The 26,378-nt window shown below is 70.6% G+C and carries 13 protein-coding genes and 2 pseudogenes; 12 read left to right on the forward strand and 3 right to left on the reverse strand.

The genetic code is table 11. The features are described from left to right. Window positions 1–53: 53 nt before the first annotated feature. A complete protein-coding gene (locus ACFOYX_RS07585; RefSeq protein ID WP_109803816.1) occupies window positions 54–1,073 on the forward strand; it encodes an ABC transporter substrate-binding protein in 1,020 nt (339 codons plus the stop codon). Then, window positions 1,070–1,900, forward strand: a complete 831-nt coding sequence (locus tag ACFOYX_RS07590) for a siderophore-interacting protein (protein WP_322440418.1) — start codon at window positions 1,070–1,072, stop codon at window positions 1,898–1,900. Before ACFOYX_RS07585 ends, ACFOYX_RS07590 begins: the two co-directional genes overlap by 4 nt. Window positions 1,901–1,907: 7 nt before the next feature. Here the strand turns inward: ACFOYX_RS07590 and ACFOYX_RS07595 are convergent, their stop codons facing one another. Both ACFOYX_RS07595 and ACFOYX_RS07600 read right to left on the reverse strand, forming a co-directional pair. Continuing rightward, entirely contained in the window at window positions 1,908–3,359 is a 1,452-nt protein-coding gene (locus ACFOYX_RS07595) for an ATP-binding protein (RefSeq protein ID WP_322440417.1), read from the reverse strand. Continuing rightward, window positions 3,356–5,014: an FAD-dependent oxidoreductase gene (locus tag ACFOYX_RS07600; protein ID WP_109803898.1), complete on the reverse strand. Its 1,659-nt coding sequence runs from the start codon at window positions 5,012–5,014 to the stop codon at window positions 3,356–3,358. The genes ACFOYX_RS07595 and ACFOYX_RS07600 overlap by 4 nt, the downstream gene beginning before the upstream one ends. Window positions 5,015–5,188: 174 nt before the next feature. Here ACFOYX_RS07600 and ACFOYX_RS07605 point away from each other — a divergent pair, with 174 nt between their 5' ends. Further along, window positions 5,189–5,698 carry a DUF5709 domain-containing protein gene (locus ACFOYX_RS07605; RefSeq protein ID WP_322440416.1) on the forward strand — a complete coding sequence of 170 codons (510 nt, stop codon included), beginning with the start codon at window positions 5,189–5,191 and terminating at the stop codon, window positions 5,696–5,698. Window positions 5,699–5,775: 77 nt separating this feature from the next. Here the strand turns inward: ACFOYX_RS07605 and ACFOYX_RS07610 are convergent, their stop codons facing one another. Next, a complete protein-coding gene (locus ACFOYX_RS07610; RefSeq protein WP_322440415.1) occupies window positions 5,776–7,800 on the reverse strand; it encodes a glycosyl hydrolase family 28-related protein in 2,025 nt (674 codons plus the stop codon). A gap of 369 nt (window positions 7,801–8,169) precedes the next feature. On the opposite strand from ACFOYX_RS07610, the gene ACFOYX_RS07615 reads away from it, so the two are divergent. From ACFOYX_RS07615 to rph, 9 genes and pseudogenes are all read left to right on the forward strand, one after another. Continuing rightward, window positions 8,170–9,177 carry a LacI family DNA-binding transcriptional regulator gene (locus ACFOYX_RS07615; RefSeq protein ID WP_336634370.1) on the forward strand — a complete coding sequence of 336 codons (1,008 nt, stop codon included), beginning with the start codon at window positions 8,170–8,172 and terminating at the stop codon, window positions 9,175–9,177. A gap of 306 nt (window positions 9,178–9,483) precedes the next feature. Then, the gene (locus ACFOYX_RS07620; RefSeq protein ID WP_109803812.1) at window positions 9,484–10,863 is read left to right on the forward strand and encodes an ABC transporter substrate-binding protein; all 1,380 of its coding nucleotides are present in this window, start codon (window positions 9,484–9,486) and stop codon (window positions 10,861–10,863) included. Between the two features lie 81 nt (window positions 10,864–10,944). Beyond that, a complete protein-coding gene (locus ACFOYX_RS07625) occupies window positions 10,945–11,904 on the forward strand; it encodes a carbohydrate ABC transporter permease (protein ID WP_109803811.1) in 960 nt (319 codons plus the stop codon). Between the two features lie 13 nt (window positions 11,905–11,917). Further along, the gene (locus tag ACFOYX_RS07630; RefSeq protein ID WP_109803810.1) at window positions 11,918–12,805 is read left to right on the forward strand and encodes a carbohydrate ABC transporter permease; all 888 of its coding nucleotides are present in this window, start codon (window positions 11,918–11,920) and stop codon (window positions 12,803–12,805) included. A gap of 93 nt (window positions 12,806–12,898) precedes the next feature. After that, window positions 12,899–14,554 (forward strand): glycoside hydrolase family 13 protein, encoded by a 1,656-nt coding sequence (locus ACFOYX_RS07635; RefSeq protein WP_322440414.1) that lies wholly within the window; start codon window positions 12,899–12,901, stop codon window positions 14,552–14,554. A 140-nt stretch (window positions 14,555–14,694) separates the two neighbouring features. Then, complete coding sequence (locus ACFOYX_RS07640; RefSeq protein WP_322440413.1) at window positions 14,695–17,547, forward strand: discoidin domain-containing protein; 2,853 nt, start codon at window positions 14,695–14,697, stop codon at window positions 17,545–17,547. Window positions 17,548–17,637: 90 nt separating this feature from the next. Next, window positions 17,638–21,918, forward strand: a complete 4,281-nt coding sequence (locus tag ACFOYX_RS07645; protein ID WP_322440412.1) for a discoidin domain-containing protein — start codon at window positions 17,638–17,640, stop codon at window positions 21,916–21,918. Between the two features lie 730 nt (window positions 21,919–22,648). After that, window positions 22,649–23,083 (forward strand): annotated as a pseudogene (locus ACFOYX_RS07650) (VOC family protein). A 551-nt stretch (window positions 23,084–23,634) separates the two neighbouring features. Then, window positions 23,635–26,233, forward strand: a pseudogene (gene rph / locus ACFOYX_RS07655) (rifamycin-inactivating phosphotransferase). Window positions 26,234–26,378 lie beyond the last annotated feature (145 nt).

The raw sequence follows: 26,378 nt of genomic DNA on the forward strand, positions 1-26,378 counted from the left end.
TAACCTAACTCCGCTGTCCATGGTCATCCCGACCCGTACCGAAGGACCTCGCCATGCTCGAATCCACCGTCACCCGTCGTGGGCTGCTCGCCGCCGGCGCCGGCCTCGCCGCGCTGCTCGCCGGCTGCGGACGCGGCGGCGATCCCGCCGCACCCGTCGCGAAGCCCACCGGCGGCCCCTGGTCCTTCACCGACGACCGCGGCGAGAAGGTCAGCGCGGCCAGCCGTCCCGCGCGGATCGTCGCCTTCACCGGCGTCGCCGCCGCGCTCGTCGACTTCGGACTGGACGAGCAGATCGCCGGCGTGTTCGGCGAGACCCGGCGCGCCGACGGCAGCCGCGACCCGCAGGCCGGCGACCTCGACGTCGAAGGCGTCGAGATCCTCGGCAACGCGTGGGGCGAGTTCAACCTGGAGCGGTACGCGACCCTCCGACCCGACCTGCTGGTCACCCACATGTACGACCCGGGCGCGCTCTGGTACGTGCCGGACGAGAGCCGGGCGAAGATCCTCCCGCTCGCGCCCACCGTCGCCCTGACCACCGCCCGGGTTCCGATGACCCGCCCCATCGAGCGGTACGCGCAGCTCGCCGAGTCCCTCGGCGCCGACCTGTCGGCCAAGAAGGTCACCGACGCCCGGGCCCGCTTCGCCGCCGCCGGCGACGCGGTCCGGGCGGCGGTCAAGGCCAACCCGGGAATCCGGGTGCTCGCCGCCTCCGGCAGCCCCGATCTGTTCTACGTCTCCAACCCGAAGATCAGCACCGACCTGATGTACTTCGCCGAGCTGGGCGTCGACATCGTCGTGCCCACGAAGCTGGCGCAGGGCGACTACTTCGAGTCGCTCAGCTGGGAGAACGCCGGGAAGTTCCCGGCCGACCTGATCCTGCTGGACAACCGCGGCACCGCGTTGCAGGCCGCCGACCTCGCCCGGAAGCCGACCTGGGCGCAGCTGCCCGCCGTGCGCGCCGGCCAGGTCGCCCCGTGGGACGCGGTGCCCCGCTTCTCCTACGCCGGCGCCGCCCCGCTGCTGGAGAACCTCGCCACCGCCATCCGGGGCGCGAAGAAGGTCGCCGGATGAGCACCGCCCTGGCACCGGCCCCGCCCCGGTACCGCTGCTACCCAGCGGTCGTCGTCGGCACCCGGCGCGTCGGCGCCTCCCTGGTCCGGGTCACCCTCGGCGGCGACGGGCTGGCCGGCTTCGCCGGCGGCGGACGCGACCAGAGCGTCTCCCTCTTCCTCCCGCACCCCGGTCAGCTCGAGCCGGTGCTGCCCCCGGAGACGGAGGAGGACTGGTTCACCGCCTGGCGCGCCATGGACCCCGCCGTCCGCGCGGTGATGCGCTCGTACACCATCCGGGAGCACCGCCCGGAGCGGACCGAGGTGGACATCGACCTCGTCCGGCACGGCGACACCGGCCCGGCGTCCCGTTGGGCCGGGCGGACCGGGCCCGGCGACCGGGTGGTCCTGCTCGGTCCGGCGGTGCGCGACGAGCGCACCGTCCGTTTCCGCCCGCCCGCCGACACCGACGGGGTGCTGCTGGTCGCCGACGAGACCGCGCTGCCCGCCGTCGAGCGGATCCTGGCCTGGCTGCCCGCGGGCACCCGCGCCCGGGTCCTCGTCGAGGCGCCGGACCCGGCCGACCTGCGGCCGTTGCCCACGGCGGCCGAGGTCGAGGTGACCTGGGTCTTCCGCGCGGGGCGTCGGGTCGCGCTGCTGCCCGCCCTGCGTGCCGTTGACCTGCCGACCACGACCCCGTACGCCTGGGTCGCCGGCGAGGCGGGGATGGTCCGGGCGGTCCGGCGGCACCTGGTGGGCGAGCGCGGGCTGAACCGCCGGCACGTGACCTTCGCCGGGTACTGGCGCCGGGGTCTGTCCGAAGAGGAGATGCGAGCCGCCGGCGATTAGGAGGTGGTCACCCGCCGCCGGGCGTGCCCGCGGGACGCCGGGTGGGCAGGGGGAGCAGCACGCGGAAGACGGTCATCCCGGGCGCGGACTCGACCCGGATGTCGCCGTGGTGCTTGCGCACCACGATCCGGTACGAGATGTCCAGCCCGAGTCCGGTGCCGGTGCCGACCGGCTTGGTGGTGAAGAACGGCTCGAAGATGCGCGGGCGGATCTCGGGCGGAATGCCCGGGCCGGTGTCCGCCACCTCCACCACCAGCTGGTCGCCCGCGCGTCCGGTACGCAGCGTCAGCACGCCCCGGTCACCCATGGCGCCCAGCGCGTTATCGATCAGGTTCGTCCAGACCTGGTTCAGCTCGGCCGCGTACGCGGGCACCGGCGGCAGCGCGTGGTCGTACTCCCTGACCACCCGGACGTCGGCGGGGATCTTCGCCTTGAACATCACCAGGGTGGCGTCCAGCAGGTCGTGCACGTCGACGACCTGGAACGGCGCGCGGTCGAGCTGGGAGTACTGCTTGGCGGCGCCGACCAGGCCGGAGATCCGGGTGACCGCGTCCCCGATCTCGCGGATCAGCAGCTCGGTGTCCACGGTGTAGGTCAGCCAGCGCACCGCCGACTCCAGGTCCGCCCGGCCCACCGCCGGCTGCACCCGGTCCAGCCAGGCGGCGTCCAGCCCGCCGGCGACCAGGGTCGGCGCGAGGTCCCAGCCGCCGCGTACCTCGTGTTCGTCCAGCCAGTCGGTCACCGCGTCCTCGGCGTCGGAGGCGGCCATCGGGGACAGCTTCGGTGCGGTCGCCACCCGGGCCACCGCCTCCTCCTGCAACTCCACCAGCCGTTGCAACGCACGGCCGTCCAGCCGGCCGTCGGCGATGAGCGCGAGCTTGTGCCGCATCCCGGCGACCCGGTCCCGCAGCACCGAGGTGGCCCGGACGGCCGCGCCGGCCGGGTTGTTCAGCTCGTGGGTCAGGCCCGCGGACAGCGAGCCGAGGGCGAGCAGCCGCTCCCGTTCACCCACGATCGCCTGGCTGTCCCGCATGCCGAAGAACAGCCCCTCCAGCAGGTGCATCGCCATCGGGAACCAGGAGCGCAGGGCGTGCGCGAAGTGCTCCGCGGGCAGGACGAAGAAGTCCGCGTCGGTCACCGCCCGCATGGAGTTGCGGTAGACCTGCTCGACCTGGTCGTCCAGGTACGCCTGGGTCGCGCCGCCGTACACGCCGCGCTGGTCGGTCCGGCTGACCTCGACGTCGTCGCCGCCCACCCGCCGGTGCAGCGAGACCGTCCCGCGCAGCAGGACGAAGAAGCAGGTCGCGGCCTCGCCCTCGCCGTACACGACGGTCCCACCGGCGCGCTGCTCCACCCGTCCGTGCTCGGCCAGCCAGGCGAGCTGGCCGTCGTCGAGCGCCGCGAAGAGGAACAGGGTGCGCAGCTCGTCGGGGGTGAGCCGGTCGGCCGGGGTGGTCACTGCGCCTCCAGGTAGCGGTGCACGAGGGACACGGCCATCGCTCCCTCGCCGACGGCGGAGGCGACCCGTTTGACCGACTGGGCCCGGACGTCGCCCGCGGCGAACACCCCGGGCACGCTGGTCTCCAGGTGGTACGGGTCGCGGGAGAGCGGCCAGCCGGCGGGGCGTCGCCCGCCGGCGAGGAGATCGGGGCCGGTGACGATGAAGCCCCGCGGGTCGCGGACCAGCAGTCCGTCCAGCCAGTCGGTGCGGGGTTCCGCGCCGATGAAGATGAACAGCCAGGACGTCGGCACGGTCCGGGTCTGCCCGGTACGGGCGTCGCAGAGGGTCAGCTCCCGCAGGTGGTCCGCGCCCGCGCCGCCGACCACCGTGGTGTGCGGGTGCACGGTGATCTGGTCGATCCGTTCCAGCTGGTCGATGAGGTAGCGGGACATCGAGGCGGTGAGGTCGGCGCCCCGGATCAGCAGGTGGACCCGGGAGGCGTACCGCGAGAAGTGCACCGCGGCCTGGCCGGCCGAGTTGGCCCCGCCGACGATGTAGACGTCCTGGTCGACGCAGCTCGGCGCCTCGGTGGCGGTGCTGCCGTAGAAGACGCCCCGGCCGGTGAAGTCCGACAATCCGGGCGCGTCGAGCACCCGGTACGACACCCCGGTGGCGAGGACCACCGTGTGGGCGGCGATCTCGCCGCCGTCGTCGAAGCGCAGCAGTCGGGCCGACCCGGCGGCGCTCAGCCCCACCACCTCGCGGGTGCTCAGCAGCTCGGCGCCGAACTTCGTCGCCTGCCGCCGGGCCCGGTCGGTGAGCTGGGCGCCGGAGACCCCGTCGGGGAAGCCGAGGTAGTTCTCGATCCGGCTGCTCTGCCCGGCCTGGCCGCCGGTGGCGCGGCGTTCCACCAGCACCGTCCGCAGCCCCTCCGACGCCCCGTACACCGCTGAGCCGAGTCCGGCGGGGCCGCCGCCGACCACCACCAGGTCGTAGAAGTCCGTCGCCGGCGCCACTGTGAGCCCGGCCACTGCGGCCAGCTCCGTCTGGGTCGGCGCCACCAGGGTCTTGCCCTCGGCGGTCACCACCAGCGGCAGGTCCGCCTCGGTCGCCCCGGCCGCGTCGAGCAGCCGGGCGCCCTCCGGCTCGTCCACCAGCAGCCAGCGGTACGGCACCAGGTTGCGGGCGAGGAAGTCGCGGACCGTGAACGACGGCGCGGACCAGCGGTGCCCCACCACCCGGAGCTCGGCCAGGGCGGCGTCCGGGCTGGCCGCCCAGGCGTCGAGCAGGGTGTCCAGCACCGGGTAGAGCTTCTCCTCCGGCGGATGCCACGGCTTGAGCAGGTAGTGGTCGAGGTCGACCACGTTGATCGCGTCGATGGCGGCGTCGGTGTCCGCGTACGCGGTCAGCAGCACCCGGCGGGCGGCCGGGAAGAGGTCCATCGCCGCCTCGAGGAACTCGATGCCGGTCATCTCGGGCATCCGGTGGTCGGCCAGCAGCAGCGCCACCTGCTCGCTGCGTAGCTTGATCTCGCGCAGCGCGTCCAGGGCCTCCGGCCCGGAGTTCGCCCGCACCACGCGGTAGCGGTCGCCGTACCGGCGGCGGACGTCGCGGGCGACCGCCCGGGACACCACCGGATCGTCGTCGACGGTCAGGATCACCGGGTTCGCCATGGCGCCCATAAAACCACCTCGCCCGCGCCAGGTGAACGGGCCTGCGACGGGAGTTCCCGCTTCGCCCCTTCGGGCACGAGCCGTGACCCGGATCGGCCGCGCGGTGGCCCAGCCGCGGAAGTGAGTAACATCGGCAGCTGAGCAACGATCGCGCCACCCTTTGAGAGGTTCCCCATGAGCGCCGATGCCGGTAGCTACGAGGTGCAGCAGTACGACGACATCGAGGACGACGGCGTCCTCGACGGTTCCGACACCCTCGAGGACGGTGTCGAGGACCCGCTCGACGTCGGGATCGTGGCGAGCGATCGGTGGTCGGGCGCCAACCGCTTCGGGACCACCGCAGCCGAGGAGCACGCGGGCGAGTCGCTCGCGCAGCGGCTCGCCGAGGAGGAGCCCGACCTCTCGTCCGACGAAGATCCCGCCCCCTACGGCGACGAGGACGAGCTGACCCGGCGGGGGTTCGACCGCGACCTGCGGGCCGGGCGGCTCGTCGACACCAACGACGGCTTCGGCGAGGATGTCGAGGCGGACTCCGTGGGCAGGGACGTCGGGGTCGACGGGGGTGGCGCCAGCGCCGAGGAAGCCGCGGTGCACGTGATCGATGAGCCCTATGCCGAGTCGGAGACACCGCTGTGGGACGCCGACGTCGAAGGCGGTCGGGGCGGCCTGGTGAACGACCGGTAGCGGCCGGTTCGCCGGGTCCGGCCGGTCACCCCGTCCAGGGCTGGGGGCCCGGACAGGGTGACCGGCCGGTCGCCGACTCACCAGGGCGCGGGCGCCGGCGGCGGAACGACCGTCGGACGGTCGTTGCAGGTGATGGTGTTCGGCAGCAGCCACGGCGCCAGCCAGCCACCGTCGTTGCCGCCGAGGTCGGTCAGGCTGAACTCGGAGCCGGCCGGGGTGAAGTGGAACGATCCGCAGTTGTTGACCCCGACCGCCCCGACGTTGCGGGCGTCGACGTCGGCGAACGAGGCGGCCCCCGCCGCCCGGGCGCTGACCACCGAGGTGCCGGTGCCGTCGACCCGGATGTCCTGGAAGTGGACGCCGGTGATGGACACCTGGTCCTTCACCGGCCAGTCGCTGACCAGCATGATCGCGTTGAAGGTGTTGTCGAGGAAGGCGTCCCCGACGACCTGGATGTCCGCGTCGATGCTGCGGTCCAGGGCGTAGAACCAGATCGCACCGAGCCCGATGTTCCAGTTCAGCTCGTACGTGCCCGCGCGCACGGTGGTGTTGTCGGTGATCCACAGGTGCCCGGTGAACGGCTCGGCGCCGAACCGGGAGCCGACCTGGATGGCGCTGCCCTCGCGGACCGGATCGGCGACGAGGTTGTGCGACACGGTGTTGTCGGTGCCGCCGTAGAGCGCGATGCCGTTGGCCAGGACGGGTGACTGCACGGTGTTGTGGTCGAAGGTGTTGTGCGCGTTGCCGGTCCGCTCGGACCACATGGCCAGGCCGTCGTCGCCGGTGTTGCGGACGAAGCTGTTCGAGACCGACGAGTGGGTGACGCCGGTGTGGAAGTTGACGCCGTCGGCGATCTGGTCGGCGATGACGGTGTCGGTGACCCGCAGGTCGGTCATCGGTCCGTCGAACCACATGCCCACCTTGGTGTGGTGCAGGTACAGCCCGTCGATGGTGGAGTGGTTGAGCGCCCCGCCGATGGCGTTGACCTGGTCGAGGTCGATCCGCTCCCGGACGTCCCCCTCGATGGCGAAGCCGGACAGGTGCACGTTGCTGCTGCCGCCGGCCGCCGCGTCCCGGCCGTAGAAGCCGACCCCCGTGTGCACCGAGCCGTCGGGGGCGGGGGTGTCCAGGGCGACCTCCCGGCCCCGGAACACGGTGTACCAGCTGCCGGCGCCCTCGATCGTCACGTCGTCGACGATGATGTGCCGGTTGACCTGGTACGTGCCCGGCGGCAGGTAGACCGTGCGGTGAGTGCGGCGGGCGGCCGCGATGGCGCGGTCCAGCGCGTCGGCCGAGTCGCGTCGGCCGGACTGGTCGGCGCCGAGCGCGACGGCGTTCACCGCGTGCGGTGCGACGTGCGGCGGGCCGACGAGCTCGGAGTCCAGCAGGTCGATGACGGTCCAGGCGGCGGCGCTGCCGGCCGGCGCGGTCAGCCGGACGATCTCGCCGGCGCGGTGGGTGCGGCCCAGCAGCAGGCGCTGCTCCTCATAGAAGTGGTGCGGCCGGAACGGCGTGCTGATGGTCGGCGCGGGCGTGGTGGCCGCCGGGACGCAGGAGCACTCGGTGATCCACCAGTCGGGGTGCAGCAGCCCGGCGTCGGGGTCGTTGCTGAACGGGTACTGGTTGTAGAGCCAGGCGTACTGCGAGGTCAGGGTCATCGTGCGGGGCCGACCGTGGCCGACGGCGACGTCGAGGGGCGCGGTGATGCCGCCGCCGTCGGGCGAGTCCGGGATGCTGTACCGGACGGTGATCGCGTCGGCCGCCGCCGGCAGGGTGAACTCGACGTACTGCCCGGGGTTCAGCCGGACCGCCCGGCGGCCGGAGGCCTCGCCCGCCAGCGTGTACGCGGACCGGTCGGGACCGATCACCGTGCCGGTGGTTCGGGCGTGTTCGGCCTCCTGCTCGAGGAAGCCGACGGCGGCGCCACGGCCGGCGACGAGCGACGGATCGAGGGCGGCCCGGGTGACCACGGGCGCCGGACCGGCCGCGGCGGCGCCCCCGGTGAGCACGCTCAGCGCCACCGCCGCGGTGACCGCGGCGGCCCGGGCGGCGCGGCGGCGCCGGCGTCCCGACGCGGCGTCCTCGTCGAAGCTTCCGTACATCGGATGACCCACTCTCTCGGGTTGGTCTGACGGATGCCGCCGCCCCGAGGTTCCGATGGCGCCGTCGCGGGGACGGGGCCCGCTGGGGCGGCCATGGGCGTGGCCCGCTCATGTTATTGCTACAAGTTGCAAATATTCAAGCATCGCTTTGTTCACATCTTGCGATGACGTCGCGGTCGGGCCGGTGCCGGCAGGGTGGCCACCGGCTCCGACAGGCGCGCCGCCGGTCATGCCAGGAGGGTGTCGAGGGTCCGGCGCGCGGTGTCGGCCATGACGGGATTGGCATCAGGTCGTCGTGCAGCCACACGCTGAAATCATCGGGCAGTACGTGGTTCATTTCTTGCAAGAATCCGACGTAGGATTGCGGCCGTGACGAAACGGTTGAGTGAGGTGGCCCGCAAGGCGGGCGTCAGCGAGGCCACCGTGAGCCGGGTGCTCAACGGCCGCGGCGGCGTCTCCGAGGCCACCAGGACCGCGGTGCTCACCGCGCTCGACGTGCTCGGTTACGAGCGGCCGACCAAGCTGCGCGGCGAACGGGCCCGGCTGGTCGGTCTGGTCCTGCCCGAGCTGCAGAACCCGATCTTCCCGGCGCTGGCCGAGGTGGTGACCGGCTCGCTGGCCCAGCGGGGCTTCACCCCGGCGCTCTGCGCCCGCACGATCGGCGGGGTGTCCGAGGCGGACTACGTGGAGATGCTGCTGGACCACCAGGTCTCCGGCGTCATCTTCGCCGGTGGCTCGTACGCCCTCGCCGATGCCACTCACGAGCACTACCGTCGGCTGATCGACCGCGGGCTGCCGGTGGTGCTGGTCAACGCGGGCGTGGACGACCTGGAGTTCCCCCGGGTGTCGACCGACGACGCGGTGGCCGTGGAGCAGGCGTACGGGCACCTGCGCTCGCTCGGGCACGAGCGGATCGGCATGGTGCTCGGCCCCGAGGACCACGTCCCGTCGCGGCGCAAGCTCGCGGCGATGCAGCGGATCGCCGGCTGGAGCGAGGCGGGGGAGTGGGTGGAGCGGTCGAGCTTCTCGATGGAGGGCGCGCGGGTGGCCGCCACCAAGCTGGTGCACCGGGGGATCACCGGCATCGTCTGCGCGAGCGACGTCCTCGCGCTGGGAGCGATCCGTGCGGTGCGCCGGCTGGACCGCACGGTGCCGGAGGACGTCTCGGTGGTCGGCTTCGACGACTCGGCGTTCATGACCTGCACCGATCCGCCGCTGACCACCGTCCGGCAGCCGATCGAGACGATGGGTCAGGCGGCCGTCGACCTGCTGGTGACCCAGATCGAGGGCGCCGGCGTGCTCGGCGACGAACTGCTCTTCGAACCTGAGCTGGTGGTGCGCGGTTCGACCGGGCCGGCGCGGGCCGCGACCGGGTAGCGCGGGACGGAGCACAAAAAGGACGGACCCTCCCGAGGTCCGTCCTTTTTTGCGTCCGAAACGACGCCAGTCCTTGTCTTTCATGTTTCGGTTCGGTTCTTGCGCGATAGGGTCCGGCTTTGTATCGTCATCGCCACGAAACATGCCGTGCACGAGAGCTAGATCACCATCCCGCACGCCGGTCCGCCGCAGATCCAGGCGGCGGGTCACTGGCGGAGACGGATCAGTAGCAGGGTTCGGCCGCGGTGACGATCACCGCAGATCAGCGAACGTCATGGAGACTCCCGTTCCCGAAGGGATGGACAGATGTCCGTACCGAAATACCGGAAGGCTGCGGCGTCAGCGCTCGTGGCCGGCCTGGGGCTCAGCCTGGTGGCTTGCTCCACGAAGAGTGACGACGCCAAGACCGATGCCGGCGGCAAGGTCACCATCACCGTCGACTGCCAGCCGGTCGGCGCCCAGAAAGAGCTGCTGAAGAACTGGAACGACGATGTCGTCGAGTTCCAGCGGCAGAACCCGAACATCGTCGTCAAGAGCGTCAGCGTCGGCGAGCAGTGCAACAACCCGCCGGATTTCACGGCTCGCCTCGCCGGCGGCACCGTGACCGACCTGTTCTACGGGTACATGACCGATCTCCAGCAGGTGCTCGACTCCGGTCAGGCGATGGACATCACCGAGTTCGCCAACAAGGACACGGTCCCCACCTGGGACAGCGTCGACCCGGCGCTCAAGGAGGTCTTCACCGACGGCGGCAAGCTCTATGCCGTGCCGGTGAAGAACTACTCGATGGGCCTGGTCTACAACAAGGTCCTGTTCCAGCGGGCGGGGCTCGACGCGAACAACCCGCCCAAGACGTGGGGCGAGGTCCGGGCCGCCGCCAAGAAGATCTCCGCCCTCGGCAACGGCATCGCCGGCTACTCGGAGTACAGCGCCGGCAACACCGGAGGCTGGCACTTCACCTCCCTGCTCTACTCCCAGGGCGGCCAGGTGCTGACCGCGGACGGCAAGAAGGCCGACTTCAACAACGCGATGGGCAAGCAGGTCCTGCAGAACCTCAAGGACATGCGGTACGGCGACAACAGCATGGGCGACCGCCAACTGCTGCAGTGGGCCGACCTGCTGACCAACGCCGGCGCGGGCAAGGTCGGCATGTTCGTCGGCGCGCCGGACGCCACCCAGGCGATCGTCAGCCAGTTCCAGGGCAAGTTCCAGGACTGGGCGATGGCTCCGCTGCCCGGCCAGGACGGCGCCGCGAAGGCGACGCTCGGTGGCGGCGAGGGTTACTTCTTCAAGAAGGGCCTCACCCCCGAGCAGGTCAAGGCCGGTCTGAAGTGGATCGCGTACGAGAAGCTGACCCCGGGCAAGGGCCAGTTCGACTACGTCCGGTCCAAGCCGCAGAACTACCCGGTGGGCCTGCCCCAGCCGCTGCTCTTCGCGGGCGGCAGCGACGCGCAGAAGCAGGAACTCGAGCTGCGCAAGGCGAACGCGAACGTCGACACCGCCAACTTCGCGATCTTCGAGGCGAACCCGGTCCCGATCAAGGGTGAGCCACGCAACGCGCAGGCGATCTATGCGGTGCTCGACGCCGCGATGTCCGGTGTGCTGACGAACCCGAACGCGAACATCGACGCGCTGCTCAAGACGGCCGAAGACAAGGTCAACCAGCTCCTGGCCGCCGAGAAATGATCCGCAGGTGTGGGGGCCGGCCGCCGGCCCCCACACCGTCCGCGCCGCACCGTTCGGTCACCGACTCACCCAGGAGTTGCCTTGGCGATCACCACCGTCGCGGGGACGAAGCGAGAACCGGGTCGCCCCGCGTCGCCGTACCCGGCAGGGCCGCGGCGGCGTACGAGCCTCGGTCGCAAGGTACGCGACAATCTCACCGGGCACGCGTTCCTGATCGGCGCGGTGATCTGCTTCGGGTTCTTCTCCTGGTATCCGATGATCCGCGGCGTCGTCATGAGCTTCCAGCGCACCCGGCGCGGCGTCACCACCTGGGTCGGCTGGGACAACTACGACCGGATCATCGCCGACCCCAGCTTCTGGACGGCCTGGAAGAACACGTTCTACTTCACGATTCTCGCGCTGGTACTCGGGTACGCGGTGCCGTTCCTCGTGGCGATCCTGCTCAACGAGTTTCGCCACGCGAAGGGGTACCTGCGGATCCTGGTCTACCTGCCGGTGATGCTGCCGCCGGCCTCGGCGCTCTTCCTCTTCAAGTTCTACGCGTACGACCCCGGCGACGCGGGACTCTTCAACTCGGTCCTCAAGGCGCTGCACCTGCCGACCTCGCAGTGGATGCAGTCCCCCGAGATGACGATGCCGGCGATGGTGATCGCGTCGACCTGGATGAACATGGGCGGCGCGGTACTGATCTACCTGGCGGCACTGCAGAACATCCCCGGCGAGCTCTACGAAGCGGCCGAGCTCGACGGCGCCGGCATCTGGCGGCGGATCCGCCACGTCACAATCCCGCAGACCCGGCTGATCCTCGTGCTCCTGGCGATGCTGCAGATCGTCGCCACGATGCAGTTCTTCATCGAACCGTTGATCCTCGCGAACGGTACCGGCGCGGAGGACTCCGCGACCTCGGTGGCGTACCTCATCTACCAGCACGGGTTCTTCCAGAACGACCTCAACGGCGCCGCGGCGCTCGGCGTGATCATGCTCGTGGTGCTGGCCGGCTTCTCCGCCGTCTACGTGCGGCTCAGCTCGAGACAGGACTAGGACGGGACGAGGAATGGCACAGGACTCCGGGACCCGGACCCTCATCTCCCACGCTCAGCTTCGGCGGGGGCGCGGCAAGGTCATCTACTGGACGCTGCTGGCCGTCGTCGTCGTGGGCTTCACGCTCGTCTTCCTCGGGCCGCTCTACTGGATGGTCACCGGCGCGCTCAAGTCCGGCCAGGAGATCGCGCAGACCCCGCCATCGCTGTTCCCGAAGGATCCGCAGTCACAGAACTACGCCGATGCGTGGAACAACCTGAACCTCGCGAAGCTGCTGTTCAACACGTTCTACTACGCGGCCGGCGCGCTGCTGTTCCAGCTCGTCCTCGACACCGCCGCGGCGTACGCCTTGTCGAAGCTTCGACCGGTGTTCGGCAACGTGATCCTCGGCCTGATGCTGGCAACGCTGATGATCCCGGCGATGGTCCTCATCGTTCCGCAGTACGTGACCGTGATCGACCTGCCGATCCTGCACATCAACCTGCTCGACTCGCCGTTTGCGATCTGGCTGCCCGCAGTCGCGAACGCGTTCAACATCTTCCTGCTGAAACGGTTCTTCGACTCGATCCCGGAGGAGCTGATGGCGGCCGCCCTCATGGATGGGGCGACGCCGCTGCGCACGCTGTGGTCGATCATCCTGCCGATGTCGCGCCCCATCCTCGGCGTCGTCTCGATCTTCGCCGTGACGGCGGTCTGGAAGGACTTTCTCTGGCCGAAGCTGGTCATGCCGTCGCCCGAGACCCGGACGGTCAGCGTCGGTATCTACGCCTTCTCGGGCGGTACGCCCATGAACGTGGTGGTCGCCGCGTCGGTCATCGCCGCGATCCCGACCGTCATCGTCTTTCTGATCTTCCAGCGGAACATCATGTCCGGTCTGACCACAGGCAGCCTCAAGGGATAGCCCCGAAGGTGCGCGGCGAACAACGACAGTTCGCCCGATACACATCCAGGTCCGGCGAACCCGCCGACGTACTGACGCAGAAAGCAGGTGCTCGTGTCCACACCAGACAGTGGTCCGTGGTGGCGTGGAGCGGTGATCTACCAGGTGTACCCACGTAGCTTCGCCGACGGCAACGGCGACGGCATCGGCGACATCGCCGGCATCCGGTCCCGGCTGAACCACCTGTCCGCGCTCGGCGTCGACGCGATCTGGTACAGCCCCTGGTACCCGTCGCCGATGGCCGACGCCGGCTACGACGTGGCCGACTACCGCGACATCGACCCGGTCTTCGGCACCCTGGCCGAGGCGGAGGCGCTGATCGCGGAGGCACACGCACTCGGCATCCGGACCATCGTCGACGTGGTGCCGAACCACTGCTCCGACGTGCACCCCTGGTTCCAGGCGGCGCTGGCCGGCGGCCCGGACGCCCCGGAACGCGAACTGTTCTGGTTCCGCGAGGGACGCGGCCCGAACGGCGAGCTGCCGCCGACCGACTGGGTGTCCTCGTTCGGGGGCCGCACCTGGACCAGGACCACCAACCCGGACGGCACGCCGGGCGACTGGTACCTGCACCTCTTCGCCCCGCAGCAGCCCGACTTCAACTGGGACCACCCCCGGGTGCGCGCCGAGTTCGAGGACATCCTGCGGTTCTGGCTCGACCGGGGCGTGGACGGCATCCGGATCGACTCGGCGGCGATGCTGGCCAAGGACCCGACGCTGCCCGAAGCCACCGCGGACGGCCCGAACCCGTTCGTCGACGTGGACGCGGTGCACGAGATCTACCGCAGCTGGCGGCGGATCGCCGACAGCTACCCCGGCGAGCGGGCGCTGATCGGCGAGGTGTGGCTGCCCGACCATGAGCGGTTCGCCAACTACCTCCGCCCCGACGAGCTGCACGCGGCCTTCAACTTCGACTTCCTCGGCTGTGCCTGGGAGCCGGCCGCGCTGCGGGCCTGCATCGACACGACCCGCACGGCGCACGCCCCGGTCGGCGCCCCGGCCACCTGGGTGCTCTCCAACCACGACGTCACCCGGCACGTCACCCGGTACGGCCGGACGGACACCACGTTCAGCTTCGCCGCCAAGCGCGAGGGCGTCCCCACCGACCTGGAACTGGGCACCCGGCGGGCCCGGGCCGCCGCGCTGCTCTCCCTCTCGCTGCCCGGCGCCGCCTACGTCTACCAGGGCGAGGAGCTGGGCCTGTGGGAAGTCGAGGACATCCCGTACGAGCTGCGCCAGGACCCGATGTGGGAGCGGTCCGGCCGGGTCGACCCGGGTCGGGACGGCTGCCGGGTGCCGCTGCCCTGGACCGGCGACACGCTGCCCTTCGGCTTCAGCCCGGACGGCGCGGCGGCGGCACCCTGGCTGCCGCAGCCGGCGGACTGGAAGGACCGCACGGTCCGCGCGCAGACCGGCGACCCGCACTCGATGCTGGAGCTGTACCGAGCCGCCATCGCCTTGCGCCGGGCCGATCCGGCACTGGGCGACGGCGAGCTGAGCTGGCTGCCCGCGCCCGACGGCGTGCTGGCGTTCAGCCGGGGCGGCGGATTCCGCTGCCTGGTCAACCTCTCCGACGCGGCGGCGCCGCTGCCGCCGCACGAGCGGCTGCTGCTGGCCAGCGGCCCGCTCGACGACGACCTGCTGCCGCCGGACACCGCCGTCTGGCTGCGTACCACCGAGGAGCCCGGCGGGCCGGCGGCGTCGGCCTGACCCGCGCGGCGCGGCGCCGACGGTCCGTCCCGACCGCCGGCGCCGGCGCCCCACCACCGGAAGGAGCGACGAGACAGCAACCCGCCACACCGCACGGACACGGGGGACCTGGCCGCCTGACGAAAGGGAGAGCGTCGCTCATGGCCCACCACACCATCGGCACCCCGCAACACCTGCGAAGAAGACCGGTCCGCGCGGGCGTGGCCGCCCTCGCCGGCACCCTGCTCGCCGCCGCCTCGGTAACCGTCGTGGCCCTCACCACCAATGCGACCCCGGCCAGCGCGGCCGGCCTGTCCCCGTTCGACATCGCCGGCCGCGGCGCCACCGTCGGATTCGTCGAGCAGGAGGCCGAGAAGGCGGTGCACAACGGCACCCGGATCGGCCCCGACCGGCACTACGGCACGCTGCCCTCGGAGGCCTCCGGCCGGGAGGCGGTCACCCTCGACGCGGTCGGCGAGTACGTCGAGTTCACCCTCACCGCCCCCGCCGACGCGGTGACCTTCCGCTACAGCCTGCCGGACAACGCCGCCGGCACCGGCCGGGACGCCGCGCTCGACCTGCGGGCGAACGGCTCGCTGGTGAAGTCGGTCCCGGTCACCTCGAAGTACGGCTGGTACTACGGCGGATACCCGTTCAACAACAACCCCGGCGACACCAACCCGCACCACTTCTACGACGAGGCCCGCACCCTCCTCGGGGCCACCTACCCGGCCGGCACCAAGATCCGGTTGCAGGTCTCCTCGACCGCCCAGTCGCCCACCTTCACCGTCGACCTGGCCGACTTCGAGCTGGTCGGCGCGCCGATCGCCAAGCCCGCCGGCGTCCTCGACGTGGTGACCGACTTCGGCGCCGACCCGACCGGCGCGACCGACTCGACCGCGAAGTTCCAGGCCGCGGTCGACGCCGGCAAGGCGCAGGGCAAGGCGGTCTGGGTCCCGGCCGGCACCTTCACCCTCTGGGACCACGTCGTCGTCGACGGGGTGACGCTGCGCGGGGCCGGGCCCTGGTACTCGGTGCTCGGCGGCCGGCATCCCACCGATCGCAAGCGGGCCGTCGGCATCTACGGCAAGTACGTCCCCGGCGGCGGGTACAGCGGCGAGATCCGCCCGCACGAGGCCGGCGGGCCCAGCCGCAACGTCACGCTGCGGGACTTCGCGATCGTCGGCGACATCCGTGAGCGGGTCGACGAGGACCAGGTCAACGCCCTCGGCGGGGCGATGTCCAACTCGGTGGTGCAGAACCTCTGGCTCCAGCACACCAAGGTCGGGGCCTGGATGGACGGCCCGATGGACAACCTGACCATCCGCGACAGCCGGATCCTGGACCAGACCGCGGACGGGGTGAACTTCCACTGGGGGGTCACCAACTCCACGGTGACCAACACCTTCGTCCGCAACACCGGTGACGACGGCCTCGCCATGTGGGCGCAGAACGTGCCGAACGTCAACAACGCCTTCACCTTCAACACCGTCGGCGTGACGATCCTGGCGAACAACCTGGTCACCTACGGCGGCCGGGACATCCGGATCACCGACAACGTGACGGCCGACTCGGTCACCAACGGCGGCGGCATCCACGTCGCCAACCGCTATCCCGGCGTGCAGGGCCCGACCGCGGTGGCGGGCACCATCACGGTCGCCCGGAACACCCTGATCCGCAACGGCAACTCCGACTACAACTGGCGCTTCGGCGTCGGCGCGGTCTGGTTCTCCGCGCTCAACGAGCCGATCCAGGGCGCCACCATCAACGTCACCGACACCGACATCCTGGACAGCTCGTACGCGGCGCTGCACTGGATCGAGGGGCAGACCAGCGGAATCAACCTCAACAACGTCCGCATCGACGGCGCGGGCACCTTCGCCCTCCAGGTGCAGGCATCCAGCCAGGTGTCCTTCACCAACGTCCGGGCCACCAACATCGCCCAGGCCAACCCGATGTACAACTGCGTCGGCAGCGGCTTCCAGATCACCCAGGGCGCCGGCAACTCCGGTTGGTACTCGGCGAACCCGTACTGCGGTCCCTGGCCGGAGCCGCAGTGGGGTGGCGGCCCGACCACTCCGCCCAGCCCGACCCCCACCACCTCACCCACACCCAGCCCGTCGCCGACCACCCCGCCGCCCGCCGGTGGCAACCTCGCCCTCGGCCGCCCGGCGACCGCGTCGAGCAGCACCCAGACGTACGTGGCGGCGAACGCGGTGGACGGCAACGCCGGCAGCTACTGGGAGAGCGCCAACAACGCCTTCCCGCAGACGCTGACCGTGGACCTCGGCGCGGCGCGCCCGGTCGACCGGGTGGTGCTGAAGCTTCCGGCCGGCTGGGGGAGCCGCAGCCAGACACTGTCGGTGCTCGGTTCGACCGACGGGTCGGCGTACGCGACGGTGAAGGCGTCGGCGGCCTACGGCTTCGACCCGGCGTCCGGCAACACGGTGTCGATTCCCCTGCCGGCCGGCGACCGCCGGTTCGTCCGGCTCAGCTTCACCGGCAACACCGGCTGGCCGGCCGGCCAGGCCGCCGAGTTCGAGGTGTACGGCCCGACGACCACCACGCCCCCGCCCACCACCACCCCGCCGCCGAGCGGGAACCTCGCCGCCGGGCGGCCGGTCACCGAGACCAGCCACGCCGACGTGTACGTGGCGGCGAACGCGGTGGACGGCAACGCCGGCAGCTACTGGGAGAGCGCCAACAACGCCTTCCCGCAGTCGCTCACCGTCGACCTGGGCGCCACCCGCCAGGTGTCCCGGATCGTGCTGAAACTGCCACCGTCGTCGGCCTGGCAGACCCGGACCCAGACCCTGGCCGTGCTCGGCTCGACCGACGGCTCCTCCTACTCGACGCTGAAGGCGTCCGCCGGCTACCCGTTCGACCCGGCCACCGGCAACACCGTCACCATCACCTTCCCGGCGACCGGCCAGCGCTACCTGCGGCTGACCTGCACCGGCAACACCGGCTGGCCGGCGGGCCAGCTCGGCGAGTTCGAGGTCTACGCCACCTGAGACCGGGGGCCCTTCCCGCACGGGAGGGGCCCCCTTCCACCCTCACCCCGCCCACCTCTCCACGTCCCCGGAAGCAGGTGTCCCTCCACCATGTCCAGATTCCGTACCAGACTCGTCGCGGTGCTCGCCGTGGTCGGCCTGGCCGTCACCGCCCCGCCCCCGTCGCCGGCCGCCGCGGCCGGCGGCCCCAACCTCGCCCTCGGCCGGACCGCCTCGGCCAGCAGCACCAACGGCCCGTACACCGCGGGCAACCTCACCGACGGCAACCAGGACAGCTACTGGGAGAGCGGTGGCGCGTTCCCCCAGTGGGCCCAGGTGGACCTCGGCGCCGCCCAGTCGGTCGACCAGGTCGTGCTGAAGCTGCCCGCGGGCTGGGAGGCCCGCACCCAGACCCTGTCCGTGCAGGGCAGCGCCGACGGGAGCGGCTTCAGCACCATCGTCGGCTCGGCCGGGCAGACCTTCAGCCCTGCCAACGGCAACGCCGTGACGCTCACCTTCCCGGCCACCACCACCCGGTACGTCCGGATCGCCGTCACCGCCAACACCGGCTGGCCCGCCGCCCAGCTCGCCGAGCTGGCGGTACACGGCGCCGCCGCCTCGTCGACCAACCTGGCGCTCGGCCGGGCCATGGCCGAGAGCAGCCACGCCGACGTCTACGGCGCCGGCAACGCCAACGACGGCAACGCCGGCAGCTACTGGGAGAGCGCAAACAACGCCTTCCCGCAGTGGCTCCGGGCCGACCTGGGCGCCACGGTCGGCGTCAACAAGCTGGTGCTCAAGCTGCCTCCCGGCTGGGAGGCCCGCACCCAGACCCTGACCGTGCAGGGCAGCACCGACGGCGCCACGTTCAGCCCGATCGTCGCCTCCGCCGGGTACGCCTTCACCCCCACCGGCGGCAACGCCGTCACCATCAGCTTCGCCACCGCCAGCACCCGGTACGTCCGACTGCTGTTCACCGCCAACACCGCCTGGCCGGCCGGTCAGCTCGCCGAGCTGGAGATCTACGGACCGAGCGCCGGGGACACCCAGCCGCCCAGCGCCCCCGGCAACCTCGCCTTCACCGAGCCCGCCGCCGACCAGGTCCGGCTGACCTGGACGGCGTCGACCGACAACGTGGGCGTGACCGGCTACGACGTCTACGCCAACGGCGTCCTGCGCACCAGCGTCGGCGGCTCGACCCTGACCTGGACCGACACCCAGCCGGCCGGCACGACCGTCGCCTACTTCGTGCGGGCCCGCGACGCCGCCGGGAACCAGTCCGCGAACAGCAACACCGTCACCCGGACCGGCAACACCGGGGACACCACCGCGCCGACCGCGCCCGGCAACCTGGCCTACACCCAGCCGGCGGCCGGGCAGATCCGGCTCAGCTGGACCGCGTCGACCGACAACGTCGGGGTGACCGGCTACGACGTCTACGCCGACAACGCGTTGCGCGGCAGCGTCGGCGGCTCCACCCTGTCGTACACCGACACCCAGCCGGACAGTGCCACCGTCTCCTACTACGTCCGGGCGAAGGACGCGGCCGGAAACGTCTCGGCGACCAGCAACACAGTCACCCGCACCGGCAGCACGCCCAGCGGCGGCAACCTGGCCGTCGGCAAGCCGATCACCGCCTCCTCGGTGGTGCACGTCTACGCCGCCGCCAACGCCAACGACGACGACGTGACCACCTACTGGGAGGGCGCGCCGGGGGCGTACCCGAGCACGCTGACCGTCGCGCTGGGCGCCAACGCCAGCATCAGCGCGATCGTGGTCAAGCTCAACCCCGACCCGGTCTGGGGACCCCGGACGCAGACCTTCCAGGTGCTCGGCCGGGAGCAGTCCGCGTCCGGGTACACCAGCCTGGTCGGGGCGGCCACCTACTCGTTCAGCCCGACCAGCAGCAACACCGTGACCATCCCGCTCTCCGCCACGGCCGCCGACGTGCGGCTCCAGTTCACCGCCAATTCCGGCTCGTCCAACGGGCAGGTCGCCGAACTCCAGGTGATCGGCACCCCCGCGCCGAACCCGGACCTGACCGTCACCGGCCTGTCGTCCGCGCCGGCCGCGCCGGTGGAGACCGACCCGGTCACCCTGTCGGCGACCGTCCGCAACGCGGGCACCGCCGCCTCCGCCGCCAGCAACGTCACCTTCTACCTGGGTACGACGAAGGTCGGCACCGCCGCCGTCGGCGCCCTCGCCGCCGGGGCCTCGACCACCGTCTCGGCGAACATCGGGGTCCGCGACGCGGCCACCTACCCGGTCACCGCCACGGTCGACGAGGCGAACACGGTGATCGAGCAGAACGAGTCGAACAACAGCCGGACCGGCTCGCTGACGGTCAGCCCGGTGGCCAGCTCCGACCTGGTCGCCTCGGCAGTCACCTGGTCTCCCGGCACGCCCAGCGCCGGCGCCACCGTCGGCTTCGCGGTGACCCTCCGCAACCAGGGCACCGTCGCCTCGGCCGGCGGGACGCACGGCATCACGCTCACCGTGCTCAACGACACCGGCGGGACGGTCCGTACGCTGACCGGCTCGTACAGCGGCACGATCGCCGCCGGGGCGAGCAGCCCGCCGGTCGACCTCGGCACCTGGACCGCGGCCAACGGTCGCTACACCGTCCGGGTGGCGCTGGCCGCGGACGCCAACGAGCTGCCGGTCAAGCAGCAGAACAACACCAGCGACCGGCCGCTCTTCGTAGGCCGGGGAGCGAACCTGCCGTACGACATGTACGAGGCCGAGGACGGCCGGGTCGGCGGCGGGGCGCAGGTGATCGGGCCGAACCGGACCATCGGCGACCTCGCCGGGGAGGCCTCCGGCCGCCGGGCGGTCACCCTGAACAGCACCGGCGCGTACGTCGAATGGACCACCCGGGCGGCGACCAACACCCTGGTCACCCGCTTCTCCATCCCGGACTCGGCGGGCGGCGGGGGGATCGACTCCACGTTGAACGTCTACGTGAACGGCGTCCTGCACAAGCCGATCAACCTCACCTCGAAGCACATCTGGCTCTACGGCGCCGAGGCCGGGCCCAGCGACTCGCCGGGCGCCGGCGCACCCCGGCACCTGTACGACGAGGCCAACGTGATGCTCGACTCGACGGTTCCGGCGGGCAGCACGATCCGGCTGCAGAAGGACCCGGCGAACAGCACCACGTACGCCATCGACTTCGTCAACACCGAGCTGGTGGCGCCCCGGGCCAACCCGGATCCGGCCCGCTACAAGGTGCCGAACGGATTCAGCCACGCCGACGTGCAGAACGCCCTCGACGCGGTCCGGATGGACACCACCGGCACCCTGCTCGGCGTCTACCTACCGGCCGGCACCTACGACACCGCCCAGAAGCTCCAGGTGTACGGCAAGCCGGTCAAGGTGGTCGGCGCGGGCATGTGGTACACCCGGTTCCGCACCCCACCGACCCAGCAGAACACCGACGCCGGTTTCGCCGTGCAGTCCTCGGCCAGCGGCTCCTCCTTCGCCCACCTGGCCTTCTTCGGCAACTACACCAACCGGATCGACGGGCCGGGCAAGGTCTGGGGCGAGCTGAAGGACGTCGACAACCTCACCCTGGACAGCGTCTGGGTCGAGCACACCGTCTGCGCGTACTGGGGGGTGAGCGTCAGCGGCCTGACCATCCGGGACAGCCGGTTCCGGGACACCTTCGCCGACGGGGTGAACATGACCAACGCCAGCACCGGCAACACGGTCACCAACACCGAGGGGCGGTCCAACGGCGACGACGCGTTCGCGCTCTTCTCGGCCACCGACCAGGGCGGGTCCACCGGCAACCACGGCAACGTCTTCGAGAACCTGACCGCGACGCTGACCTGGCGGGCGGCGGGCGTGGCCGTGTACGGCGGCTACGACAACGTCTTCCGCAACCTCTACATCGCCGACATGCTTACCTACGCCGGCATCACGATCAGCTCGCTGGACTTCGGCTACCCGTTCGTCGGGTTCGCGGCCAGCCCGCCGACGCAGTTCCAGAACATCTCGCTGATCCGGGCGGGCGGCCACTTCTGGGGCGCGCAGACCTTCCCGGCGATCTGGGTCTTCTCCGCCTCGAAGGAGTTCCGCGGCATCCGGGTCTCCGACGTCGACATCGTCGACCCGACATACTCGGGGATCATGTTCCAGACGAAGTACACCGGCGGCCAGCCGGAGAACCCGATCACCGACACGGTCTTCACCAACGTGTCGATCTCCGGGGCCCGGCGCAGCGGTGACGCGTTCGACGCCAAGTCCGGCTTCGGGATCTGGGTCAACGAGATGCCCGAGGCGGGCCAGGGGCCGGCGGTCGGCTCGGCCACCTTCACCAACCTGCGACTGACCGACAACTACCAGGACATCCGGAACACCACCAGCACGTTCACCATCACCCGCAACTGACGGCGTGGCCGACGCCGCCGGGAGGGGGAGGCCCTTCCGGCGGCGTCGCCGGCCACCGTGTCGTTGCCGCCCGGTCAGGTAATCAGGCCGGTGACCTGCCAAACGCACGCCAGCGTTGCCTGCCTGCCGTGTTACCAGCAGCTCGACGGTCACTGGCTGGCTTGCGCCATGGTGGGCCGGGCGAGCAGTGATCAGGTGAAGGTACTAGCCGATCCCATTCGCGGTCGGGCACGGTGGGCAGCCCACGCACTCGTGTCGGCGTACGGGTCAACGTGCCAGCCAGGTACGGCTGAACGCGCATAGCGTCCTGCAGGTAGACGATGCGATGAGCGGAGGCAAATCCGACGCTCCAACCGGTTGCGAAGCCGAGCAGCGGACCCGGCGAAATCCACGAGACTGTCGGCGCCGTCGTGAGGATCAGTAACCAGCGATGCGGCATCGACCGGGCGCCACATCCGCTTCCGATGAGCGGACGTCAAGACGATGCCGGGCACTACGCGCCGGGTCATCGTACTAGCTGCGTGGGCTGTATACGTAAAGCCAGATCTCTCGACCCTCGTCGTCGATTCGGGCTCACTGGACTCCCGAATGTAGTGGGCATGGACACCGTCGGGATCGTCATCCCACGGCTCAAGGTCCCACTCATCGTCAAGAGTCGGCCGCTGCGCCACAACCTACCCAGGGGCGGGCCCGTGGAGACGACGAAAGACCCCGCTTCTATGGTGGACCGATGGCGTCGGTCAAGCAGATCCAAGTCACCTTCGACTGCGCAGAACCTGAGCGCGTCGCTCGTTTCTGGTGCGAGGTGTTGGGGTAGGTCGTACCGCCGCCGCCGGAGGGGTTTGCTACTTGGGACGATTTCGATCGCGCGCTGCCGCCTGAGCATCAGGGTTCAGCGTTCGCATGCATTGATCCCTCAGGCGTGGGCCCGCGACTGTTCTTCCAGCGCGTTCCCGAAGGCAAGGTCGTCAAGAATCGGCTGCATCTTGACGTGCGGGTCGGCACCGGGCTCGTGGGTGAAGAGCGCCTGGCCGCACTTGAGGCCGAATGCGCACGACTGGTCGCGTTCGGCGCGGTACGCGTGCGACTACTGCCTGCCGATGGCGACAACGAGTCGTGCCTCGTGATGCAGGACATCGAGGGCAACGAGTTCTGTCTCGACTGAGTGGCCGCGAACGTGGCGCCTTCGCGAGTCGACTGGTGCAGTTCGCCATCACGAGGGTCGCCGTCCCGCGGCGCGCCAACGGTCCTGATCCAGAACCACCCCTCGTCCACGAGCACGGGCCTGCAGGCGGTCGAAGGGTCTCAGCCCGCGGCGGACGACAAAAGCAAAGGCAAGAAGATCTCACTCCTTGCCACTTCTAACGTATAGCGCACAGGGGGGCTTGCGGCAAGACCCGGGTCTTGCCGCAGAATCGGCGGCCGGACCCAGCACCGACGAGGAAATGGGGGACCCGACGTGGGTGTGTTGTCGATGTACGGGGGACGCGGCGACCTCGAACCGCTGATGAGATTGGCGGTGCAGTTGCGGGCGCTTGACGCGGAGGTGCGGGGGTGCGCGCCGCCCGACCGGGCGCAGCGGCTGGCCGACTCGTCAGAGGGAAGCCAACCAGACATGAGGACGTGCCCAACAAGAGGTTCGACACAGCTCGAGGCGCCGGTGATTCGATCGGCCAGTGCAGTGCAAGGGAGCACGGCTGCCTCGGAGGTATCGGAATGATCGAGCAGTACGTGTTGGATCTTCAAGAGGTTGACGAGACGCAGGTCGCGGTCGTTGGCGGCAAGGCCGCGCACCTGGGCGGGCTGTCGCGGATCGAAGGCATCCGCGTGCCGGCTGGGTTTTGCGTGACGACGGCCGCCTTCCGGCGGATCATGGCGGAAGCGCCGTCGATCGACGATCGACTCGATCAGCTGTCCCGCCTGAACCCGGACGACCGGGAGGCGATCCGCACGCTCAGCGCGGAGATCCGCCGGACCATCGAAGGGACTGCCATCCCGGGCGATCTCGCGGCGGCGATCACCCAGGCACTCGCCCAGCTCGGCGAGCAAGCCGCCTACGCCGTGCGATCCAGCGCGACGGCAGAGGACCTGCCGACGGCATCCTTCGCCGGCCAGCAGGACACGTACCTGAACGTCGTGGGGGCCGGCGGCGATCCTCCAGCACGTCAGCCGGTGCTGGGCGTCGCTGTTCACCGAGCGGGCCGTGACCTACCGCCAGCGCAACGGCATCGATCACCGTACGGTCGACATGGCCGTGATCGTGCAGCAGATGGTCTTCCCGCATGCGGCCGGCATCCTGTTCACGGCCGACCCCGTCACGGGCAACCGGAAGGTCGCCACCGTGGACGCCAGCTTCGGCCTCGGCGAGGCCCTGGTCTCCGGCCTGGTGAACCCGGACGTCGTCAAGGTGCGCGACGGCGAGGTCATCGCCAAGGCGGTCGCCGCCAAACAGCGTGCCGTTCACGCCCTGCCGGCTGGCGGGACGCAGGAAGTGGCGATCGACCCGCAGCGGCAGGAGCAGCCGGCGCTGACGGATGCACAGGTCGTGCGGCTCGTGCAGCTCGGGCGGCGGATCGAAGCGCACTTCGGCCGCCCCCAGGACATCGAATGGTGCCTGGTCGACGAAGACTTCCAGATCGTCCAGAGCCGGCCAATCACCACGCTGTTCCCCATCCCCGCGGCCCGCGACCGGGAGAACCACGTCTACGTCTCCGTTGGTCATCAGCAGATGATGACCGACCCCATGAAGCCACTGGGCGTCTCCGTGTGGCAGCTGACGGCCATGGCGCCGATGCACGAGGCCGGCGGGAGGCTGTTCGTCGACGTCACCCGGCGCCTGGCCTCGCCCGCGAGCCGCGCCGGCCTCCTGGAGGTGGCGGGGAGGGGCGATCCGCTGATCAGGGACGCGCTGGAGACCGTCCTCGACCGCCACGACTTCGTCCCGACTCTCCCGGACGCGGGTCCCGGCGGGCCGCCGGCCAGCGGCGCGTCCGCCCCGATCGAGACCGATCCGGCCATCGTCACCGAGCTGATCGAGCGCAGCCAGGCCTCCATCGCCGCCCTGCGGTGCGACATCCGGACGAAGACCGGACCGGCGCTGTTCGACTTCCTGCTGGAGGCATTCCAGGAGCACAAGCGAGTCCTCGGTGATCCGCTGAGCATGCAGGCGATCATGGCGGGGATGGAGGCCACCTGGTGGCTCAACGACCAGCTGCAGGAATGGCTGGGCGAGAAGAACGCGGCCGACACCCTCACGCTGTCCGCCCCCGGCAACGTCACGTCGGAGATGGGACTGGCGCTGCTCGACGTCGCCGACGTGATCCGCCCGCATCCGGAGGTGGTGGCGTTCCTGCAGGGCGTCGAGGACGACGGCTTCCTGGACGAGCTGCCGAAGTTCGCGGGCGGGACCGAAGCGCGCCACGCCGTCGAGGCCTACCTCGACCGGTACGGCATGCGCTGCGTCGGCGAGATCGACATCACGAGGCCGCGTTGGCGCGAACGCCCCACCACGCTCGTGCCCGTGATCCTCGACCACGTCAGGAACTTCGAGCCGGGCGCCGCCAAGCGGCGCTTCGAGCAAGGACGGCAGGCGGCGCAGAGGAAGGCGCAGGAGGTGCTCGAACACCTGCGGGCCCTGCCGGACGGGGAGCACAAGGCCAACGAGGCCAAGCGGATGATCGACCGGGTCCGGACCTTCATCGGCTACCGGGAGTACCCGAAGTACGGCATCGTCAGCCGCTACTTCGTCTACAAGCAGGCCTTGCTGGAAGAGGCCGAGCGCCTCGTGCAGGCCAACGTGCTTCGTGAGAAGGAAGACATCTTCTACCTCACGTTCCAGGAGCTCCACGACGTCGTGCGCTCGAACCAGGTGGATGACAAGCTAATCCAGCAGCGCAAGGACGCGTTCCGGTCGTACCACGCGCTCACGCCGCCCCGGGTGCTGACATCGGATGGCGAGGTCATCGCCGGGGCGTACCGACGCGACGACGTGCCGACCGGCGCCCTGATCGGCCTACCGGTCTCCGCCGGGACCATCGAAGGGCGCGCCCGCGTCATCCTGGACATGGCCCAGGCTGATCTCGAACCGGGTGACATCCTCGTCACGGCCCACACGGACCCGAGCTGGACGCCCCTCTTCGTCGCCATCGCAGGCCTGGTGACGGAGGTCGGAGGATTGATGACACACGGCGCAGTGATCGCACGGGAGTACGGCCTGCCGGCTGTCGTCGGTGTGGTAGATGCCACCCGGCTGATTCCCGATGGGCAGCGGATCCGCGTGCACGGAAGCGACGGGTACGTCGAGATTCTGCCTTGACCGACCACTCACCGAGAAGGCCCGTCTGCCTTGCCAAGCACATATTTTCCAAGCGGCACTGACCTGCTCGGCATCCGGATCTGCCGCTGACCGCGCGACTTTGCCGACGAGAGTGTGGTCGAGGCGTTTGACCTCCAGCTGGCAG

This window comes from Micromonospora sp. GCM10011541, from assembly GCF_042650725.1.
Classification (GTDB): domain Bacteria; phylum Actinomycetota; class Actinomycetes; order Mycobacteriales; family Micromonosporaceae; genus Micromonospora; species Micromonospora sicca.

Excerpts from the sequence above, each read along its gene's own strand:
- ACFOYX_RS07585 (WP_109803816.1), top strand. The coding sequence starts at position 54 with ATGCTCGAATCCACCGTCACCCGTCGTGGGCTGCTCGCCGCCGGCGCC.
- ACFOYX_RS07590 (WP_322440418.1), top strand. The coding sequence starts at position 1,070 with ATGAGCACCGCCCTGGCACCGGCCCCGCCCCGGTACCGCTGCTACCCA.
- ACFOYX_RS07600 (WP_109803898.1), bottom strand. The coding sequence starts at position 5,014 with ATGGCGAACCCGGTGATCCTGACCGTCGACGACGATCCGGTGGTGTCC.
- ACFOYX_RS07605 (WP_322440416.1), top strand. The coding sequence starts at position 5,189 with ATGAGCGCCGATGCCGGTAGCTACGAGGTGCAGCAGTACGACGACATC.
- ACFOYX_RS07610 (WP_322440415.1), bottom strand. The coding sequence starts at position 7,800 with ATGTACGGAAGCTTCGACGAGGACGCCGCGTCGGGACGCCGGCGCCGC.
- ACFOYX_RS07620 (WP_109803812.1), top strand. The coding sequence starts at position 9,484 with ATGTCCGTACCGAAATACCGGAAGGCTGCGGCGTCAGCGCTCGTGGCC.
- ACFOYX_RS07630 (WP_109803810.1), top strand. The coding sequence starts at position 11,918 with ATGGCACAGGACTCCGGGACCCGGACCCTCATCTCCCACGCTCAGCTT.
- ACFOYX_RS07640 (WP_322440413.1), top strand. The coding sequence starts at position 14,695 with ATGGCCCACCACACCATCGGCACCCCGCAACACCTGCGAAGAAGACCG.
- ACFOYX_RS07645 (WP_322440412.1), top strand. The coding sequence starts at position 17,638 with ATGTCCAGATTCCGTACCAGACTCGTCGCGGTGCTCGCCGTGGTCGGC.